The organism is Buttiauxella cochleicola, from assembly GCF_021282405.1.
GTDB classification, from domain to species: Bacteria; Pseudomonadota; Gammaproteobacteria; order Enterobacterales; family Enterobacteriaceae; genus Buttiauxella; species Buttiauxella massiliensis.
Window position 1 is genome coordinate 1 of record NZ_JAJSOU010000030.1, and the last position, 17,372, is coordinate 17,372.

Consider the following 17,372-nt stretch of genomic DNA (forward strand, 5'->3'; position numbering starts at 1 on the left):
AGGTGGCGTATATTACGCTTTCCTCTTTCAGAGTCAAGCGTTTATTTTCGCTTTTCATCTGGCTGACGGGCCGGTTTGTAAGCCGTTGTGCCGTGTCAGTGGAGGCGCAGTATAGGGATTTTCTGGGAGCTGACAAGTATAAAATTCAAAAAACTTATCGATCGATTGTTTTTCATTCAAAATACATATCAAGGGCTCACTATCGCCTGGTTTTTAAACAAAAACGAGCCCCTCAGGGCCCGTTTTTGTCTTTTCTGTGACTTACTGCACTGCCACAATATGATTATCTTTTACTGTCAGATGCACTGTTTTACCAGGAATCAGCTCTCCAGAGAGGATTTGCTGAGCCAGCGGGTTCTCTATTTGCTGCTGGATAGCGCGTTTCAACGGTCTTGCACCATATACTGGGTCGTAACCATTCTCGCTAAGCAGCTTCAACGCATCCTCAGAGATAGTGACTTCATAGCCACGCTCTTCAAGGCGTTTATACAAACGCTGCAACTGAATCTGCGCAATAGAAGCTATGTGTTGCTCACCTAATGGGTGGAATACCACGACTTCATCTATACGGTTGACGAACTCTGGCCGGAAGTTCTGACTAACAACACCAAGAATCAGATCCTTCATATGACCGTAGTCCAACTCGCCGAAGCGCTCCTGAATTAAGTCAGAACCCAGGTTAGACGTCATAATCACAACCGTATTACGGAAGTCGACCGTTCTCCCCTGCCCATCAGTCAGACGTCCGTCGTCCAGCACCTGTAATAAGATGTTGAACACATCTGGATGTGCCTTCTCAACTTCATCCAACAGAATGACAGAGTAAGGACGACGACGAACAGCTTCTGTCAGATAACCGCCCTCTTCGTAACCAACATACCCAGGAGGGGCACCGACCAAACGAGAGACCGAGTGTTTTTCCATAAACTCGGACATATCGATACGTACCATTGCGTCATCGCTATCAAACATAAAGTTTGCCAGCGTTTTGCACAGCTCAGTTTTACCAACACCGGTTGGCCCAAGGAACAGGAACGAACCAATCGGACGATTTGGGTCAGACAAACCAGCACGGCTACGACGAATTGCGTTTGATACTGCTTCAACAGCCTCATTCTGCCCGATAACACGAGAATGAAGTTGTTGCTCCATTCTCAGCAGTTTGTCTCGTTCACCTTCCAGCATTCGAGCCACAGGGATCCCAGTCCAACGTGCCAGCACTTCCGCAATTTCTGCATCAGTCACTTTGTTACGCAGCAGCCGCATGGTTTTTCCTTCACTCTGGGTTGCCGCCGCGAGCTGTTTCTCAAGCTCTGGAATCTTCCCATACTGCAATTCAGACATACGAGCCAGATCGCCTACGCGACGAGCCTGTTCAATGGCAATTTTTGCCTGTTCCAGCTCCGCTTTAATCGTCTGCTCACCAGAAAGTGAAGCTTTCTCAGCCTTCCACTCTTCTTCCAGTACTGAATATTCACGTTCTTTCTGCCCTAATTCTTCCTCAAGCATACTCAAACGTTTTTGGCTCGCTTCGTCAGACTCTTTCTTCAATGCCTGCTGTTCCAGTTTTAGCTGGATGATTCGGCGATCAAGACGGTCTAACTCTTCTGGCTTCGAGTCAATCTGCATACGAATGCTGGAAGCCGCTTCATCGATAAGGTCGATGGCTTTATCCGGCAACTGACGATCGGCAATATATCGATGCGATAGAGTCGCAGCCGCAACAATAGCCGGGTCAGTAATCTGCACATGGTGGTGCAGTTCGTAACGCTCCTTCAACCCACGCAAAATTGCGATGGTATCTTCGACTGAAGGCTCTGCAACGAACACTTTCTGGAAGCGGCGCTCAAGTGCTGCATCCTTCTCTATATATTGGCGATATTCATCAAGCGTTGTCGCACCGACACAGTGCAACTCACCGCGCGCCAGTGCAGGCTTAAGCATGTTACCTGCATCCATTGCGCCATCGGCTTTACCTGCGCCAACCATTGTGTGCAGCTCGTCAATAAATAGAATGACGTTACCTTCCTGTTTAGAAAGGTCGTTCAGTACACCTTTAAGACGCTCTTCAAATTCACCACGATATTTCGCGCCCGCCACCAGCGAACCCATATCCAACGCCAGTACACGACGCCCTTTCAACCCTTCAGGCACTTCACCATTAATAATGCGCTGTGCCAGGCCTTCAACAATGGCTGTTTTACCAACGCCTGGTTCACCGATGAGTACCGGGTTGTTTTTGGTACGCCGTTGCAATACTTGAATAGTGCGGCGAATTTCTTCATCACGGCCAATCACTGGATCAAGCTTGCCCTGTTCTGCACGCTCGGTCAGATCGACGGTATATTTTTTCAATGCCTGACGTTGGTCTTCGGCACCTTGATCATTCACGTTTTCGCCTCCACGCATTTGTTCAATTGCTGCTGTCACATTTGCCGTGGTAGCACCTGCTGATTTCAATAAATCAGTTAATGTTCCGCGCGATTCAAGTGCTGCCAGAACAAATAACTCAGACGAAATGAAGTTGTCATTTCGTTTTTGCGCCAGTTTGTCACACAGGTTTAATGCACGGACTAAATCCTGCGAAGGCTGGACGTCACCGCCCGTTCCTTCAACTTGTGGTAAACGGCTTAAAGCTTGCTCGATATCCGTACGTAACTTGCCAGCATTAACACCAGCAGAGGTCAGTAACGGACGCACAGATCCGCCTTCCTGATTGAGCAGTGCGCTCATCAAGTGAAGGGGTTCGATAAATTGGTTGTCTTGCCCGAGAGCTAAGGATTGGGCATCAGCGAGAGCAAGCTGGAATTTATTAGTAAGACGATCCAGACGCATAACTCCTCCCATATACAGGTCAAATTTGCTACTGGAGATTAAATGAGGTCATCCCTCAATTATTCAAGGTTAATGACCTGAAATATTTGGAGCGTTAGTTACCCGCACTGGATCGTCTTGATTCGATAGGTTATATCAGCCAAATGAAACTTGCCATACGGCCTGTGGTTCTGTCGCGTCGATATGAGAAAAAATCACCCGCTTCGCTGTAAGTGCAACGGTCACCACCATAAATATGGTTAATACCCGCGGCAGACAAGCGTTGGCGTGCCAACGTGTAGATGTCAGCGATGTATTTTTCCCCTGACGGGCGAAATGCGCTATCAGCCTGAAGATCTTTAGCCATAAACGCTTCACGCACTTCAGGGCCGACTTCAAATGCTTCAGGGCCGATAGCCGGGCCAAGCCATGCGATGATATTTTCTGGCGCATCTTTAAAACAGGCGATGGTTTCTTCAAGCACACCTTCGCACAAACCACGCCATCCCGCATGAGCAGCAGCAACCTCAGTTCCTGCCTTATTACAGAATAGCACTGGCAAACAATCTGCAGTCATTACTGCACAAACGGTGCCCGGTGTTGAGCTATAAGAAGCATCAGCGCGCTTAGACAAATATGGCCCGCCCGTGAGTTTTAACACTTCTTTACCGTGTACCTGCTCTAACCAAACAGGTTTTGAAGGCAACGACGCAGCAGCGTAAAAAAGACGGCGGTTTTCTTCGACATCATCCAGGTTATCACCGCAATGGGCTCCCAGATTAAGCGAATCGTAAGGCGGTTGACTCACACCGCCAATACGTGTCGAACTGCAAGCAGCCACTCCTTCAGGGAGCGGCAACTGCGGGACGATCAATTTGCTCATAGCCAGTCCAGTTGATCCTTATGGATTTCTGTATCAGCACGCAATGCTTCAATCAGCTCAACCATATCCTGAGGAATCGGCGCATGCCACTCCATCAACATACCGCTGATCGGATGGTGAAGACGTAACATGGTTGCATGAAGAGCCTGGCGGTCAAACTTACGCAGCACGCTAACAAACTCTTCCGACGCACCTTTTGGCGGGCGTGGACGGCCACCGTAAAGCTGATCGCCAACTAATGGATGAGTGATATGCGCCATGTGCACACGAATCTGGTGAGTACGACCTGTTTCCAGACGCAGACGCAGACGAGTGTGTACGCGGAAATGTTCCATGATTCGGTAATGCGTAACCGCTGGCTTACCCATAGGATGCACAGCCATATGGGTGCGCTTGGTCGAATGGCGGCTGATTGGCTCGTCTACCGTGCCACCCGCAGTCATATGACCAATCGCAACTGCTTCATACTCACGCGTGATTTCACGTAATTGCAAAGCTTCAACCAGGTGAGTTTGCGCAGGAACAGTTTTCGCAACAACCATCAAACCAGTCGTGTCTTTATCCAGACGATGCACAATACCCGCACGCGGTACATCAGCAATCGGTGGGTAGTAATGCAATAGTGCATTCAGGACGGTCCCATCAGGGTTACCCGCACCAGGATGCACAACGAAATCACGCGGTTTGTTAATCACCAGAATATCGTCATCTTCATAGACGATATTGAGCGGGATATCTTGTGGTTCCCAGCGCGCATCCTCTTCGATTTCAGCGTTGATAGTGACGCTTTCGCCACCCAACACTTTCTCTTTCGGTTTGTCGCTGATATTGCCATTGACCAGCACACGCTGATCAAGAATCCATTCTTTTATACGCGAACGTGAATAATCCGGGAACAATTCGGCCAAAGCTTGATCTAAGCGTTGACCGAGTTGAGATTCGGACACAGTTGCGGTGAGTTGTACTAGTTGTGCCATAGACAGCTTCTTCGTTAACGTTGGGTTTTACGGCAATGCCGTTTAATATAGTGTGCTATTGTAGCTGGTCTTTATCGGGAGCTGGTACTGCGAGCCTCCCGGATAACATTCTGAGGAAAGTCAAAACGTCATGACGCGTATGAAATATCTGGTGGCAGCAGCCACGTTGAGCCTGGCTTTGGCTGGTTGCTCCAGTTCCAAGGATGAGGTTCCTGATAATCCACCTTCTGAGATCTATGCGACTGCGCAGCAAAAGTTGCAGGACGGTAACTTTAAAGCGGCGATAACGCAACTGGAAGCGCTGGATAACCGTTATCCGTTCGGGCCTTACTCGCAGCAAGTGCAGTTAGATCTTATTTACGCTTACTATAAGAACGCTGATTTGCCACTGGCTCAGGCAGCGATTGACCGCTTTATGCGTCTTAATCCAACCCATCCAAACATTGACTACGTACTTTACATGCGTGGTCTGACGGACATGGCGTTGGATGATAGCGCATTACAAGGCTTCTTTGGCGTCGATCGTTCAGACCGAGATCCAGCTCATGCGCGTGATGCTTTCAACGATTTCTCTAAGCTGGTTCGCGGTTATCCGAACAGCCAGTATGTCACCGATGCCACCAAGCGTCTGGTGTTCCTGAAAGATCGTTTAGCGAAATATGAGCTTTCAGTGGCGCAATACTACACTAAACGCGGCGCGTGGGTTGCAGTAGTTAACCGTGTCGAAGGAATGTTGCGTGATTTCCCTGATACTCAGGCCACGCGTGATGGTCTGAAATTGATGGAAAATGCTTACCGTGAAATGCAAATGCCAGCCCAGGCTGACAAAGTTGCAAAAATTATCGCGGCTAATAGCAGCAACACCTGATTCACCAATTTATCAAAACAAAATGGCAGCCATATGGCTGCCATTTTTATTGCCTGAAATACGTAAACTGAAACGGTTTAGCGTCAGGTCATCCAATCAAATATGGACGCTATTTTTCACTTCCACAAGCTTTAAAAACAGAGATCCTGTCCTGTCTCACAAAAAGGGTTTACTGACAAAAAGTGACAAAATAATGTGACTTTCATCACACATTTTGACATTCAGAAAGGTATGCTGGAGTTACCAAGACGGGAATGACAAGAGGTAACTTTATGACAATGAACATTACCAGCAAACAAATGGAAATCACCCCAGCTATTCGTCAGCACGTCGCAGACCGTCTAACAAAACTGGACAAGTGGCAAACTCATCTAATTAATCCACACATTGTTTTGTCCAAAGAACCGAAAGGTTTCGTGGCTGATGCCACCATTAATACGCCAAATGGCCAGCTCGTAGCGAGCGCCAAACACGATGATATGTATACGGCTATCAACGATTTGATCAACAAACTGGAGCGGCAGTTGAATAAAGTGCAACACAAGGGTGAAGCGCGTCGCACAGCAGGTTCAGTGAAAGACGTTGCTATCGCGGAAGTTGAAGAAGAGTAATCAATTTAGCCTTATCAACCATAACAACGCGCCTCCGGGCGCGTTTTTTATTGACAGAGCGAAAACAGACCGGGTACCTTACTTGTCTGACTAATCAGGAACCAACTATGAAATTATTTCCGTTTTTCTTCGCATTCTTTTTTACCTTCCCCTGAATGGGAGGCAATTCGTCGTGTGATAAAGAATGCGAAGACGAACAAACAAGCCTCCCGAAACCCGGGAGGCTTTTTTTATGGAATTCGAAAAGGTAGCGATATGAGTGAGACAAACCCATTGCTGGCACTGCGCGATAAAATTAGCGCCCTGGATGTAAAACTGCTGGCATTGCTGGCAGAGCGTCGCTTATTAGCTGTAGAAGTAGGCAAAGCTAAGCTTGCCACTCACCGCCCGGTGCGAGATATAGACCGCGAGCGGGACCTACTCGAGCGTCTGATTGCACTGGGTAAAACCCATAATCTGGATGCTCATTACATAACTCGCCTGTTCCAGCTAATTATTGAAGACTCCGTCCTGACCCAGCAAACGTTATTGCAGCAGCACCTTAATAAAACGAATCCACAATCAGCACGAATTGCATTCCTTGGCCCAAAAGGTTCTTACTCTCACCTTGCCGCTCGCCAGTATGCCGCCCGACACTTTGAACAATTTATTGAAAGCGGCTGTGCAAAGTTTCACGATATCTTTAATCAAGTCGAAACTGGTCAAGCAGATTACGCAGTCGTGCCGCTAGAGAACACCAGTTCTGGAGCAATTAACGATGTCTATGATTTGTTGCAGCACACCAGTTTATCCATCGTTGCCGAGATGACTGTGCCTATCGATCACTGCGTGTTGGTTAAAGGCACTACTGATTTAGACACTATCCACACTGTGTATAGCCATCCGCAGCCTTTCCAGCAATGTAGCCAGTTCATCAATCGCTACCCAAACTGGAAAATTGAATATTGTGAGAGTACTTCTGCAGCCATGGAGAAGGTTGCTCAGGCGAACTCACCTCATGTCGCGGCATTAGGTAGCGAAGCAGGTGGCGCGCTGTATGGCTTACAAGTTCTGGAACGTAACCTGGCAAATCAGACGCAAAACATTACTCGTTTCATCGTCCTGGCTCGCAAAGCTGTTGAAGTGACTGACCAGGTTCCAGCTAAAACAACATTGCTGATGGCAACGGGTCAGCAAGCTGGTGCACTTGTAGAAGCGCTTCTGGTTCTGCGTAATCACAATCTGATTATGACAAAACTGGAATCTCGGCCGATTAACGGTAACCCGTGGGAAGAGATGTTTTATCTGGATGTTCAGGCAAACCTGAACGATGAAGCAATGCATAAAGCCCTTCGCGAGCTTGGCGAAATCACCCGCTCGATGAAAGTACTTGGCTGTTATCCAAGTGAGAACGTGGTACCTGTCGACCCGGCGTAATACTGGCAGTAAGCCAGCGTTATGCTGGCTTACTGATTTTCTTTAAACTTCAGTTTTGGCATTCCCGCCACTGCGACTTCAAGCGTAAAAATCGCGCCGGACAGTGGCCTTTCCGCGACTTCAGCATCATCCATATTTTCTCGCGTAGTTGTGATGAATAGCGTTTTCATATCATCACCACCAAAACACACCATCGTTGGGCAGCGTACGGGCAACTGATATTCTTCAAGTACATCACCACCAGGCGATAAACGCGCAATGCGGCAACCGTCAAACAAAGCCGTCCAATAGCAACCTTCTGCGTCAATTGCCGCACCGTCAGGAATCCCCTGCCCCAACTCAAAACGTTTAAACACTTCACGCTTGCCCGGTTCACCTTGTTCATCTAACGGAGTTCTGTAAATCACGCGGTTCGGTGTGTCTGATGTGAACATCCATTTTTTATCTGCACTAAACGCCAGACCATTAGCACCATGGATATCATGCTGGATGACGTGCGATGTCAGATCGCTATCCACACGGCAAAGCAATGCACCGTTGTAATCACCCGGTCCCCAAAATGTTCCGGCATAAAAACGCCCATCCCGGTCAGTTCCCCCATCATTAAAACGAGCTAATGCCGGGTTATTAGGGTTGTCACAGACTTTGCGAGTAATAAGTCCGGTGCGGTTGGTCAAATAAATTCCGCTTCGCAGCGCGACAATAAAACCGCCCGTTTCGCATAATGCAAAACATCCAACCTCCTCGGAAAACTGAATCACATCGTGTTTTTTGCTTTCGATGTTATAGCGATGCATTTCGTTTTCGAGAATGTCCGTCCAGTAGAGGCAGTTTTCCTCAGCACTCCAGGTTGGGCATTCAGGTAAGTGACCGATGTAATCGAACAGAACTTGCGGCTGTGCCATTTCTCTATCCTTTTCGCCAATAAAAAAAGCCAACGAGTTTCCCCGATGGCTTTCAATTATAAAACGTTTTCACCGTTACGGACGGCTGTCATTTGCCTGGCGTAATAAAGTGCGGCTTTCACTCTGGAAGCGCTGTGCGTAATCGCCAAACCAGTGCTCAACCTTACGGAAGCTGTCGATAAACGCTTGCTTATCACCATGTTCCAGTAAGCCAATCGCCTCACCAAAGCGTTTGTAGTAACGCTTGATCAGATCCAAATTGCTTTCTGAGGACATAATAATGTCTGCATAGAGTTGCGGGTCCTGAGCAAATAAGCGCCCGACCATTGCCAGCTCCAGGCGATAAATCGGTGAAGAAAGCGCCAGCAACTGCTCAAGCTGAACATTCTCTTCCGCCAGATGCAGGCCATATGCAAAAGTTGCAAAGTGGCGCAGCGCCTGAATAAACGCCATATTCTGATCGTGTTCAATGGCCGTTGAGCGATGTAAACGTGCGCCCCAAACCTGAATCTGCTCCAGGAACCACTGATACGCTTCCGGCTGGCGACCATCACAATAAACAACGACTTGCTTCGCAAGGCTCCCACTATCAGGCCCAAACATCGGGTGTAACCCGAGAACCGGGCCCTGATGTGCAGCCAGCATGGCTTGCAGAGGACCGTTCTTCACCGATGCCAGATCAACCAGAATACAGTCATCAGGCAAACGCGGAAGCTGAGCAATAACCTGCTCAGTAATATGAATCGGGACGCTGACAATCACCATACCTGCATCAGCCATCAACTCAGGTGCTTTAGCCCAGTCTTCTTTTTCAAGAATTCGAACCTGATAGCCAGACAGCATGAGCATTTTTTCAAACAAGCGCCCCATCTGCCCACCACCACCGACGATAACAACCGGGCGCAGAGCAGGAAATAGCGTTTTAAAACCTTTGTCATTCTCGCTTGAGTAAGACTCTCGCATTACGCGGCGCAGTACGTCTTCAATCAGATCAGGTGGAACCCCTAACGCTTCAGCTTCTTTACGGCGAGAAGCCAGCATTGCCGCTTCTCGTTCCGGCACATAAATCGGTAAACCGTACTGGCTTTTGACTTCGCCAACTTCCGCTACCAGTTCAAGGCGGCGTGCCAGTAGCCCCAGCAACGCCTTATCCACTTCGTCAATTTGATCGCGCAGCGCGGTCAATTCAGCCACCATAGTAAAACCTCTTATGCCTGACGCGCCGCAAGTGTACCGTTCAGATCCTGATGAATCTCGCGCAGTAAAGTCTCAGTGGTTTCCCAATCGATGCATGCATCTGTTACAGAAACGCCATACTTCATTTCGCTGCGAGGTTGTTCTGAAGATTGATTACCCTCGTGGATATTACTTTCAATCATCAGACCAATAATCGAACGGTTACCATCTTTAATTTGAGCGACAGCTGATTCAGCTACACCCGGCTGGCGGCGGTAGTCTTTGTTTGAGTTGCCATGGCTGCAATCTATCATCAAGGCTGGGCGGAGTCCTGCCTGTTCCATCTCTTTTTCACACTGCGCAACATCTGCCGGGCTGTAGTTAGGTGCTTTGCCGCCACGTAAAATCACATGACCATCAGGGTTACCCTGAGTTTGCAGTAAGCAAACCTGGCCTGCCTGGTTAATACCGACAAAACGGTGTGGCATAGATGCGGCGCGCATTGCATTAATTGCGGTGCCCAGGCTGCCATCAGTACCATTTTTGAAGCCAACCGGCATTGAAAGGCCTGAAGCCATTTCACGGTGAGTCTGGGACTCAGTAGTACGCGCACCGATTGCCGACCAGCTGAACAGATCACCCAAGTATTGCGGGCTATTTGGATCAAGCGCTTCGGTTGCCAGCGGCAGCCCCATGCTCACCAACTCTACAAGCAATTGACGAGCAATTTTCAAACCGCCTTCGACATCAAACGAGCCATCCATGTGCGGATCGTTGATAAGCCCTTTCCAGCCCACAGTAGTACGTGGCTTTTCAAAATAGACGCGCATCACGAGGTACAGACTATCGCTAACTTGTTCAGACAACGTTTTAAAACGACGAGCATATTCAATCGCGGTTTCCGGGTCGTGGATCGAGCAAGGTCCACACACCACTAACAGACGAGGATCACGGCCAGCGATAATGTTGGAAATCGTCTGACGAGACTGTTCTATCTGCGCTTCTTGAGCGGCTGTCAGCGGGAACTCTGCTTTCAGTTGATCCGGAGTGATTAATACTTGTTCGTCAGAAATATGAACGTTGTTCAGCGCGTCTTTTTGCATGATGGCGATCCTGTTAGCTCGTTTGCGATAGTCGTTTCCTCAGTGAGGATGCGACTACATTACCAGTTTTAGTAAAGATTGCAATCCATATTACGTAAACAATACGTTACACCACTAAAATAATTGCCGATTAAAGCACATCAAACACCGATAAATGTAAAGTTAATTATACACACATACATAAACACGCTTCTTTTTCGCGTAAACATGCATTCAATGAAATAGCCTCTATGCTCAGAGAATACTCTTTGAAACGGATATTCCCACCATGCGTTACATCGTCTTAGTTCCGATCTTATTTCTGTCAGCCTGTTATGTTGATCCGTACACACATGCTCCCACCCCTGAGCCTACCGACTGGTATCAAGCCGGCTGGGACGATGCAATGTCAGGGCAACCTGTCAGAAGCAATCTGGTTATTTCACATATGCATAATGATGAGAATGTGGACCGTCAGGAATGGTTGAAGGGATATGCAGAAGGACAGCAGAGAATTTGCGATCCGAAGTTCTTACTAATTCTGGGGCAAAGCGGAAAGTCATTTCCTGGCAGTTGTGAGAGCTTACCAGATGTTGCTGAGCGCCGAGTCCAATGGGAGAAAGGAAGCAATGAAGAGTTTCAGCGCTCATTTTTGCGCTAGACAAAAAAAGGGCTGCCAGATGGCAGCCCTTGATATGGATGTCGCGCTAGCGAAATCTTACTTAGTCAGACGCTCTTTAATACGAGCAGACTTACCAGTGCGCTCACGCAGGTAGTACAGTTTAGCTTTACGAACGGCACCACGACGTTTAACAGCAATGCTGTCGATTACTGGGGAGTGAGTCTGGAATACACGCTCAACACCTTCGCCGTTGGAAATTTTACGAACAGTGAATGCAGAGTGCAGACCGCGGTTACGGATAGCAATAACCACGCCCTCAAATGCCTGCAGACGTTTTTTAGAACCTTCAACGACCCATACTTTCACTTCCACGGAATCACCCGGACGGAATGAAGGTACATCCTGTTTCATCTGTTCTTGTTCAATTTGCTTAATAATGTTGCTCATAATTTTGTCTCTTATCCTGGGTAAACTGATAATCGGGGGCTTACGCCATCCCATCATGTTTATGTTGCTGTATTTGCGTGTTCCCGTTGGAACTCCGCCAGCAACCTTGCTTGCTCTTCAGTCAGAGCCAGGTTTTCCAGAAGTTCAGGTCTTCTAAGCCAGGTACGGCCCAGCGACTGTTTCAGGCGCCACCGGCGAATCTGAGCATGGTTTCCCGACAGTAAAACTGGCGGAACCTCCATGCCTTCTAACACTTCAGGACGGGTATAGTGTGGGCAGTCCAACAATCCATCGACAAACGAATCTTCGATTGCTGATGACTGATGCCCCAAGACTCCCGGAATAAACCGAGAAACTGAGTCAATCAGTACCATTGCTGGTAATTCACCACCACTGAGAACGTAATCGCCGATTGACCATTCTTCATCAATTTCGGTTTGGATTACGCGCTCATCTATCCCTTCATAACGACCACAAACCAGAATTAACTTCTCATTTGTTGCCAGTTCACTGACGCCTTCTTGATCAAGCTTGCGTCCCTGAGGTGACAGATAGATAACCTTAGCACCTTCCCCTGCCGCTGCTTTCGCTGCGTGGATGGCTTCCCGCAAAGGATTTACCATCATGAGCATACCCGGTCCGCCGCCGTAAGGACGATCGTCCACGGTACGGTGCCGGTCATAAGTGAAGTCACGTGGACTCCAACTCTGGATGCTCAGCAGGCCATTTTTTACAGCCCGGCCAGTTACCCCGAAGTCGGTAATTGCGCGGAACATCTCTGGAAACAGGCTAACTACACCAATAAACACAAGCCAATCCCCATTACGCCGACTTTTACCGTTAATCCGGAGGTTTTAAAAACCAGGATCCCAATCTACTTCAATCGTTTGAGTAGCGAGATCGACTTTCTTGATAACCTGCCCATCGAGGAACGGAACCAGCCGCTCCTTGATACCGAACGCATCTTTCAGGTTTGCCTTAATGACGAGAACGTCATTTGAGCCGGTTTCCATCATGTCGATGACTTTACCGAGCTGATATCCTTCAGTAGTGACAACCTGGCAACCCATAAGGTCTTTCCAGTAGTAGTCACCCTCTTCGAGATGAGGCAATTGCGTTGAATCGACGACAATTTCGCAATTGGTCAGAAGATTCGCGGCATCCCGGTCGTCAATGCCTTTCAGCTTGATGACCAGATCCTGATTGTGGTGCTTCCAGCTTTCCAGCTGTACTTGCTGCCACTGACCCGCCTTCTGGATAAACCAGGGCTGATAGTCAAAAATGCTATCGGCGTCTTCGGTGGAAGAAAACACTCTGAGCCAACCACGAATCCCATAGCAGGAACCCATCTTGCCCAACACGATTGGGTTAACAGGAGCCTTTACAGCGAGTTGATTGCTCATCATGACCACCGTGACAGATTAAGCTGCTTTTTTTGCTGCTTTGATCAGCGCAGATACGCGATCAGAAACGGTTGCGCCTAAGCCAACCCAATGCTCGATACGATCCAGATCCAGGCGAGTTGCCTCGTCTTTTTCACCAGCGATAGGGTTGAAGAAACCAACGCGCTCGATGAAGCGACCGTTACGTGCATTACGGCTGTCAGTAACAACAACCTGGTAGAACGGACGCTTTTTAGCGCCGTGACGTGCTAAACGAATAGTTACCATAACATCCTCTTTAGTGAATAAAACATCGGGCCCCATCGAGGGATGGAGCCCGGTGTCATATTAAAAGCCCGAAAATTTTACTCATTTCGGCGCAAAATGCAATCTAAATGAGCTTAACGACCTGGGAAACCTGGTGGCATCATACCTTTCATGCCGCGCATCATTTTCGCCATTCCGCCTTTCTTCATCTTTTTCATCATGCGTTGCATGTCGTCGAACTGCTTGAGCAGACGGTTGACATCTTGCACCTGCATACCCGCACCCATCGCGATACGACGTTTACGTGAACCTTTGATAATCTCTGGCTGCGCACGCTCTTTGAGCGTCATGGAATTAATAATGGCTTCCATACGCACCAGGACTTTGTCATCCATTTGCGACTTAACGTTATCCGGCAATTGCCCCATTCCTGGCAATTTGCTCATCATACTCGCCATGCCACCCATGTTTTTCATCTGCTTGAGCTGGTCAAGGAAATCGTTGAGATCAAACCCATCGCCCTTTTTCAGCTTGCTGGCTAATTTCTCAGCCTGAGCACGGTCAACTTTGCTCTCAATATCTTCGATAAGCGACAGAACATCGCCCATTCCCAGAATACGAGAGGCAATACGATCCGGGTGGAAAGGCTCCAGCGCTTCTGTTTTCTCACCCACACCGAGGAATTTAATCGGCTTGCCGGTAATATGACGGATAGACAGAGCCGCACCGCCACGTGCATCACCATCGACTTTCGTCAGTACGACGCCAGTCAGTGGCAATGCTTCGTTAAAGGCTTTAGCTGTATTTGCCGCATCCTGGCCGGTCATGGCATCGACAACAAACAGGGTTTCAACTGGGTTAATCGCAGCATGAACCTGTTTGATTTCATCCATCATCGCTTCGTCAACGTGCAAACGACCGGCGGTATCCACCAGCAGCACATCAAAGAATTTCAGCTTCGCTTCTTTCAGCGCCGCATTAACGATATCAACAGGCTTTTGGCCGACATCGGACGGGAAGAAATCGACACCGACTTGTTCAGCCAGCGTTTCCAACTGTTTGATCGCCGCAGGGCGATAAACGTCGGCAGAAACCACCAGCACTTTCTTTTTGTGCTTCTCGCGCAGGAACTTACCTAATTTCGCGACGCTTGTGGTTTTACCCGCACCTTGCAAACCCGCCATCAGCACAACGGCTGGCGGCTGTGCTGCAAGATTCAGGCTCGCATTCTCTTCGCCCATCGCTGCAACTAATTCGGCGCGAACGATTTTGACGAATTCCTGACCCGGAGTCAGGCTTTTGTTAACTTCATGACCAACCGCTTTTTCTTTTACGCGGCTGATAAAGTCACGCACAACCGGTAGCGCAACATCTGCTTCCAGCAATGCCATGCGCACTTCGCGCAGAGTTTCTTTTACATTCTCTTCAGTCAGCCGCCCGCGGCCGCTGATATTGCGCAATGAGCGCGACAGACGGTCAGTTAAATTATCAAACATTGTCTTTTGCCTAACGTGGTAACTTAGGGCCGCAGCTTGCGACACAAAACAGAATTTGGCGGATTATAACATGAAGCCGCCTTTGGTGTGATGCAACGGTTAGAGTTGGAGCAGGCGGCAGGTAACGTTATACTGGTTTTTTTCTTCTCTGGCTAATTGACCGACACTTTATATGCCTGTTTTCGCCATCCTTGCGCTTGTAGCCTATTCCTGCAGCCTCGCGCTGATCATCCCGGGCCTGCTGACAAAAAACAGCGGGTGGCGCCGTTTCGCCATTATATCGGCCGTTATAGCACTTGTAAGCCACGGTGTGGCGCTTGAGGCTCGGATATTTGCCGCCGATGGAGGTCAGAACCTCAGTTTACTTAACGTCGGCTCGCTTGTCAGTTTGATGATATGTACCGTGATGACAATTGTGGCATCACGCAATCGAGGTTGGCTGCTGTTACCAATTGTTTACGCTTTTGCCTTAATCAATCTGGCACTTGCCACCTTTATGCCTAACGAATTCATCACACACCTTGAAGCTACACCAGGTATGATGGTGCATATTGGTTTGTCACTCTTTGCTTACGCTACGCTGATAATCGCAGCACTTTACGCGTTGCAACTTGCCTGGATTGACTATCAGCTCAAGAACAAAAAACTCGCCTTCCGAGCTGAAATGCCGCCGTTGATGAGCATTGAGCGCAAAATGTTTCACATCACTCAAGTCGGCGTTGTACTACTGACGTTAACCCTTTGTACCGGTCTGTTTTATCTGAAAAATCTTTTCAGCCTGGAAAATGTCGACAAAGCGGTATTGTCGATTCTCGCGTGGTTTGTCTACATCGTTTTACTTTGGGGACACTATCATGAAGGTTGGAGAGGCCGCCGTGTAGTCTGGTTTAACGTCGCTGGTGCTGCAATTCTGACACTCGCCTATTTTGGTAGCCGCGTCCTGCAACAATTTGTCGGCTAATATTGTCTTTTTAAAGGAACACCCTTTTGGAACAGATCTCAACGACTACGTTGATTGTCACATTGATCATCATGGTAGTCGTTTCAGCGTACTTCTCCGGCTCTGAAACCGGCATGATGACGCTTAACCGTTATAAGTTGCGCCATCTTGCCAAGCAAGGTAACCGCGCCGCTAAACGGGTGGAAAAACTTCTTCGTAAACCAGACCGCTTGATTAGCCTGGTATTAATTGGCAATAACCTCGTCAATATTCTGGCCTCAGCCATCGGCACCATCGTCGGCATGCGTTTATACGGCGATGCTGGCGTTGCTATCGCCACCGGTATCCTCACCTTTGTGGTGCTGGTCTTCGCTGAAGTTTTGCCAAAAACTATCGCCGCGCTGTATCCAGAAAAAGTCGCCTTCCCAAGCAGCTTCCTGCTCGGCCCACTGCAAATCCTGATGATGCCCCTGGTGTGGTTACTGAACATCATCACGCGTATGTTGATGCGCCTTATGGGGATCAAAAACGTCAGTACCGTAAGTAGTGCACTTAACAAAGACGAATTACGTACACTGGTGCATGAATCACATTCGAAGATTTCTCGCCGCAACCAGGACATGCTGCTTTCCGTGCTCGATCTGGAAAAAATCAGTGTCGACGACATCATGGTGCCGCGTAATGAAATTGTTGGCATCAACATCAACGACGACTGGAAATCCATTGTTCGCCAACTGACACACTCTCCACACGGGCGCATCGTGCTTTACCGCGATACGCTGGATGATGCAATCAGTATGCTGCGTGTGCGCGAAGCCTACCGTCTGATGACGGAAAAGCAGGAGTTCACCAAAGAAACTCTGTTACGCGCCTCTGACGAGATTTATTTCGTACCGGAAGGCACACCGCTCAGCGTGCAACTGGTTAAATTCCAGCGCAATAAAAAGAAAGTCGGCCTGGTGGTCGACGAATATGGTGATATTCAGGGGCTGGTCACTGTAGAAGACATTCTTGAAGAAATTGTCGGTGATTTCACTACCTCCATGTCACCAACGCTTGCTGAAGAAGTGACGCCGCAAAACGATGGTTCCGTGATTATTGAAGGCAGCGCTAACGTTCGTGAAATCAATAAAGCCTTCAACTGGACACTGCCAGAAGACGAAGCCCGCACCGTAAACGGTATGTTGCTTGAAGAGCTGCAAGAGATACCGGCTATCGACACTCGCGTGCGCTTAAGCAACTACGATATTGATATTCTTGATGTGCAAGACAACATGATTAAGCAAGTGCGAGTGACTCCGGTGACGCCACTGCGACAAAGTGTTGAACAGAAATAGAAACAAAAAAGCCAGCCCTGAAGGCTAATGCCGATCGTTTAAGGATCAGTTGACCGATCCGGTGGCTCGTGTAAAAAGGGTTCATGCACAACATGGACCCTTTTTAAATGGAACTTTCACAAGCTCTCGGTATTATCAATCTCACTGCC

At 48.5% G+C, this 17,372-nt stretch carries 18 protein-coding genes, 1 pseudogene and 1 other annotated feature; of the genes and pseudogenes, 8 read left to right on the top strand and 11 right to left on the bottom strand.

The features are described 5' to 3' along the window. The coding region (locus tag LVQ79_RS22325) for a hypothetical protein (RefSeq protein WP_232867037.1) at nucleotides 1-260 on the top strand (260 nt) is incomplete at its 5' end. 1 nt (nucleotide 261) lies between these two features. On the opposite strand, the gene clpB is transcribed toward LVQ79_RS22325, so the two are convergent. The 3 genes from clpB to rluD all read right to left on the bottom strand — a co-directional run bounded on the left by clpB (nucleotide 262) and on the right by rluD (nucleotide 4,674). Beyond that, nucleotides 262-2,835, bottom strand: a complete 2,574-nt coding sequence (clpB, locus tag LVQ79_RS22330) for an ATP-dependent chaperone ClpB (protein WP_232867039.1) — start codon at nucleotides 2,833-2,835, stop codon at nucleotides 262-264. A gap of 130 nt (nucleotides 2,836-2,965) precedes the next feature. Then, nucleotides 2,966-3,697 (bottom strand): purine nucleoside phosphorylase YfiH, encoded by a 732-nt coding sequence (gene yfiH / locus LVQ79_RS22335; RefSeq protein ID WP_232867040.1) that lies wholly within the window; start codon nucleotides 3,695-3,697, stop codon nucleotides 2,966-2,968. Next, nucleotides 3,694-4,674 carry a 23S rRNA pseudouridine(1911/1915/1917) synthase RluD gene (rluD, locus tag LVQ79_RS22340; protein ID WP_064513180.1) on the bottom strand — a complete coding sequence of 327 codons (981 nt, stop codon included), beginning with the start codon at nucleotides 4,672-4,674 and terminating at the stop codon, nucleotides 3,694-3,696. The genes yfiH and rluD overlap by 4 nt, the downstream gene beginning before the upstream one ends. Before the next feature lie 130 nt (nucleotides 4,675-4,804). Here rluD and bamD point away from each other — a divergent pair, with 130 nt between their 5' ends. The 4 genes from bamD to pheA all read left to right on the top strand — a co-directional run bounded on the left by bamD (nucleotide 4,805) and on the right by pheA (nucleotide 7,569). Next, nucleotides 4,805-5,542, top strand: a complete 738-nt coding sequence (gene bamD, locus LVQ79_RS22345) for an outer membrane protein assembly factor BamD (protein ID WP_151996101.1) — start codon at nucleotides 4,805-4,807, stop codon at nucleotides 5,540-5,542. A gap of 272 nt (nucleotides 5,543-5,814) precedes the next feature. Further along, entirely contained in the window at nucleotides 5,815-6,153 is a 339-nt protein-coding gene (gene raiA / locus LVQ79_RS22350) for a ribosome-associated translation inhibitor RaiA (RefSeq protein ID WP_064513185.1), read from the top strand. A gap of 106 nt (nucleotides 6,154-6,259) precedes the next feature. Continuing rightward, nucleotides 6,260-6,387 (top strand) — a sequence feature (Phe leader region). Beyond that, nucleotides 6,261-6,308, top strand: coding sequence for a pheA operon leader peptide PheL (gene pheL, locus LVQ79_RS22355; RefSeq protein ID WP_193216298.1), 48 nt, complete (start codon nucleotides 6,261-6,263; stop codon nucleotides 6,306-6,308). It overlaps the preceding feature by 48 nt. A gap of 21 nt (nucleotides 6,388-6,408) precedes the next feature. Beyond that, on the top strand, nucleotides 6,409-7,569 hold the full coding sequence (gene pheA / locus LVQ79_RS22360; RefSeq protein ID WP_232867042.1) for a bifunctional chorismate mutase/prephenate dehydratase: 1,161 nt from the start codon (nucleotides 6,409-6,411) through the stop codon (nucleotides 7,567-7,569). 29 nt (nucleotides 7,570-7,598) lie between these two features. Here the strand turns inward: pheA and LVQ79_RS22365 are convergent, their stop codons facing one another. The 3 genes from LVQ79_RS22365 to aroF form a co-directional block, all read right to left on the bottom strand. Beyond that, nucleotides 7,599-8,474 carry an SMP-30/gluconolactonase/LRE family protein gene (locus LVQ79_RS22365; RefSeq protein ID WP_232867044.1) on the bottom strand — a complete coding sequence of 292 codons (876 nt, stop codon included), beginning with the start codon at nucleotides 8,472-8,474 and terminating at the stop codon, nucleotides 7,599-7,601. Between the two features lie 75 nt (nucleotides 8,475-8,549). Then, nucleotides 8,550-9,671 (bottom strand): bifunctional chorismate mutase/prephenate dehydrogenase, encoded by a 1,122-nt coding sequence (gene tyrA / locus LVQ79_RS22370; protein ID WP_232867046.1) that lies wholly within the window; start codon nucleotides 9,669-9,671, stop codon nucleotides 8,550-8,552. 11 nt (nucleotides 9,672-9,682) lie between these two features. Continuing rightward, nucleotides 9,683-10,753: a 3-deoxy-7-phosphoheptulonate synthase AroF gene (aroF, locus tag LVQ79_RS22375; RefSeq protein ID WP_034457310.1), complete on the bottom strand. Its 1,071-nt coding sequence runs from the start codon at nucleotides 10,751-10,753 to the stop codon at nucleotides 9,683-9,685. A 268-nt stretch (nucleotides 10,754-11,021) separates the two neighbouring features. Here aroF and LVQ79_RS22380 point away from each other — a divergent pair, with 268 nt between their 5' ends. After that, the gene (locus tag LVQ79_RS22380; protein WP_232867048.1) at nucleotides 11,022-11,393 is read left to right on the top strand and encodes a DUF2799 domain-containing protein; all 372 of its coding nucleotides are present in this window, start codon (nucleotides 11,022-11,024) and stop codon (nucleotides 11,391-11,393) included. A gap of 57 nt (nucleotides 11,394-11,450) precedes the next feature. Here the strand turns inward: LVQ79_RS22380 and rplS are convergent, their stop codons facing one another. The 5 genes and pseudogenes from rplS to ffh all read right to left on the bottom strand — a co-directional run bounded on the left by rplS (nucleotide 11,451) and on the right by ffh (nucleotide 14,946). Further along, entirely contained in the window at nucleotides 11,451-11,801 is a 351-nt protein-coding gene (gene rplS, locus LVQ79_RS22385) for a 50S ribosomal protein L19 (RefSeq protein ID WP_064513203.1), read from the bottom strand. A 40-nt stretch (nucleotides 11,802-11,841) separates the two neighbouring features. Continuing rightward, a pseudogene (gene trmD, locus LVQ79_RS22390) lies at nucleotides 11,842-12,610 on the bottom strand (tRNA (guanosine(37)-N1)-methyltransferase TrmD). Nucleotides 12,611-12,655: 45 nt separating this feature from the next. Then, nucleotides 12,656-13,204, bottom strand: a complete 549-nt coding sequence (rimM, locus tag LVQ79_RS22395) for a ribosome maturation factor RimM (protein ID WP_064513207.1) — start codon at nucleotides 13,202-13,204, stop codon at nucleotides 12,656-12,658. 18 nt (nucleotides 13,205-13,222) lie between these two features. Further along, nucleotides 13,223-13,471 (bottom strand): 30S ribosomal protein S16, encoded by a 249-nt coding sequence (gene rpsP / locus LVQ79_RS22400; protein ID WP_064513208.1) that lies wholly within the window; start codon nucleotides 13,469-13,471, stop codon nucleotides 13,223-13,225. A gap of 113 nt (nucleotides 13,472-13,584) precedes the next feature. Continuing rightward, nucleotides 13,585-14,946, bottom strand: coding sequence for a signal recognition particle protein (gene ffh / locus LVQ79_RS22405; RefSeq protein ID WP_232867049.1), 1,362 nt, complete (start codon nucleotides 14,944-14,946; stop codon nucleotides 13,585-13,587). Between the two features lie 172 nt (nucleotides 14,947-15,118). Between ffh and LVQ79_RS22410 the strand changes: the two genes are divergently transcribed. Both LVQ79_RS22410 and LVQ79_RS22415 read left to right on the top strand, forming a co-directional pair. Continuing rightward, nucleotides 15,119-15,907, top strand: coding sequence for a cytochrome C assembly family protein (locus LVQ79_RS22410; protein WP_151996096.1), 789 nt, complete (start codon nucleotides 15,119-15,121; stop codon nucleotides 15,905-15,907). Nucleotides 15,908-15,933: 26 nt separating this feature from the next. Beyond that, nucleotides 15,934-17,223, top strand: a complete 1,290-nt coding sequence (locus LVQ79_RS22415) for an HlyC/CorC family transporter (RefSeq protein WP_151996095.1) — start codon at nucleotides 15,934-15,936, stop codon at nucleotides 17,221-17,223. Nucleotides 17,224-17,372 lie beyond the last annotated feature (149 nt).

What these genes read in the sequence shown, in the direction of transcription:
- clpB (WP_232867039.1), bottom strand. Translation starts at nt 2,835, where the DNA reads ATGCGTCTGGATCGTCTTACTAATAAATTCCAGCTTGCTCTCGCTGAT.
- yfiH (WP_232867040.1), bottom strand. Translation starts at nt 3,697, where the DNA reads ATGAGCAAATTGATCGTCCCGCAGTTGCCGCTCCCTGAAGGAGTGGCT.
- rluD (WP_064513180.1), bottom strand. Translation starts at nt 4,674, where the DNA reads ATGGCACAACTAGTACAACTCACCGCAACTGTGTCCGAATCTCAACTC.
- bamD (WP_151996101.1), top strand. Translation starts at nt 4,805, where the DNA reads ATGACGCGTATGAAATATCTGGTGGCAGCAGCCACGTTGAGCCTGGCT.
- raiA (WP_064513185.1), top strand. Translation starts at nt 5,815, where the DNA reads ATGACAATGAACATTACCAGCAAACAAATGGAAATCACCCCAGCTATT.
- pheA (WP_232867042.1), top strand. Translation starts at nt 6,409, where the DNA reads ATGAGTGAGACAAACCCATTGCTGGCACTGCGCGATAAAATTAGCGCC.
- LVQ79_RS22365 (WP_232867044.1), bottom strand. Translation starts at nt 8,474, where the DNA reads ATGGCACAGCCGCAAGTTCTGTTCGATTACATCGGTCACTTACCTGAA.
- tyrA (WP_232867046.1), bottom strand. Translation starts at nt 9,671, where the DNA reads ATGGTGGCTGAATTGACCGCGCTGCGCGATCAAATTGACGAAGTGGAT.
- aroF (WP_034457310.1), bottom strand. Translation starts at nt 10,753, where the DNA reads ATGCAAAAAGACGCGCTGAACAACGTTCATATTTCTGACGAACAAGTA.
- LVQ79_RS22380 (WP_232867048.1), top strand. Translation starts at nt 11,022, where the DNA reads ATGCGTTACATCGTCTTAGTTCCGATCTTATTTCTGTCAGCCTGTTAT.
- rplS (WP_064513203.1), bottom strand. Translation starts at nt 11,801, where the DNA reads ATGAGCAACATTATTAAGCAAATTGAACAAGAACAGATGAAACAGGAT.
- rimM (WP_064513207.1), bottom strand. Translation starts at nt 13,204, where the DNA reads ATGAGCAATCAACTCGCTGTAAAGGCTCCTGTTAACCCAATCGTGTTG.
- rpsP (WP_064513208.1), bottom strand. Translation starts at nt 13,471, where the DNA reads ATGGTAACTATTCGTTTAGCACGTCACGGCGCTAAAAAGCGTCCGTTC.
- ffh (WP_232867049.1), bottom strand. Translation starts at nt 14,946, where the DNA reads ATGTTTGATAATTTAACTGACCGTCTGTCGCGCTCATTGCGCAATATC.
- LVQ79_RS22410 (WP_151996096.1), top strand. Translation starts at nt 15,119, where the DNA reads ATGCCTGTTTTCGCCATCCTTGCGCTTGTAGCCTATTCCTGCAGCCTC.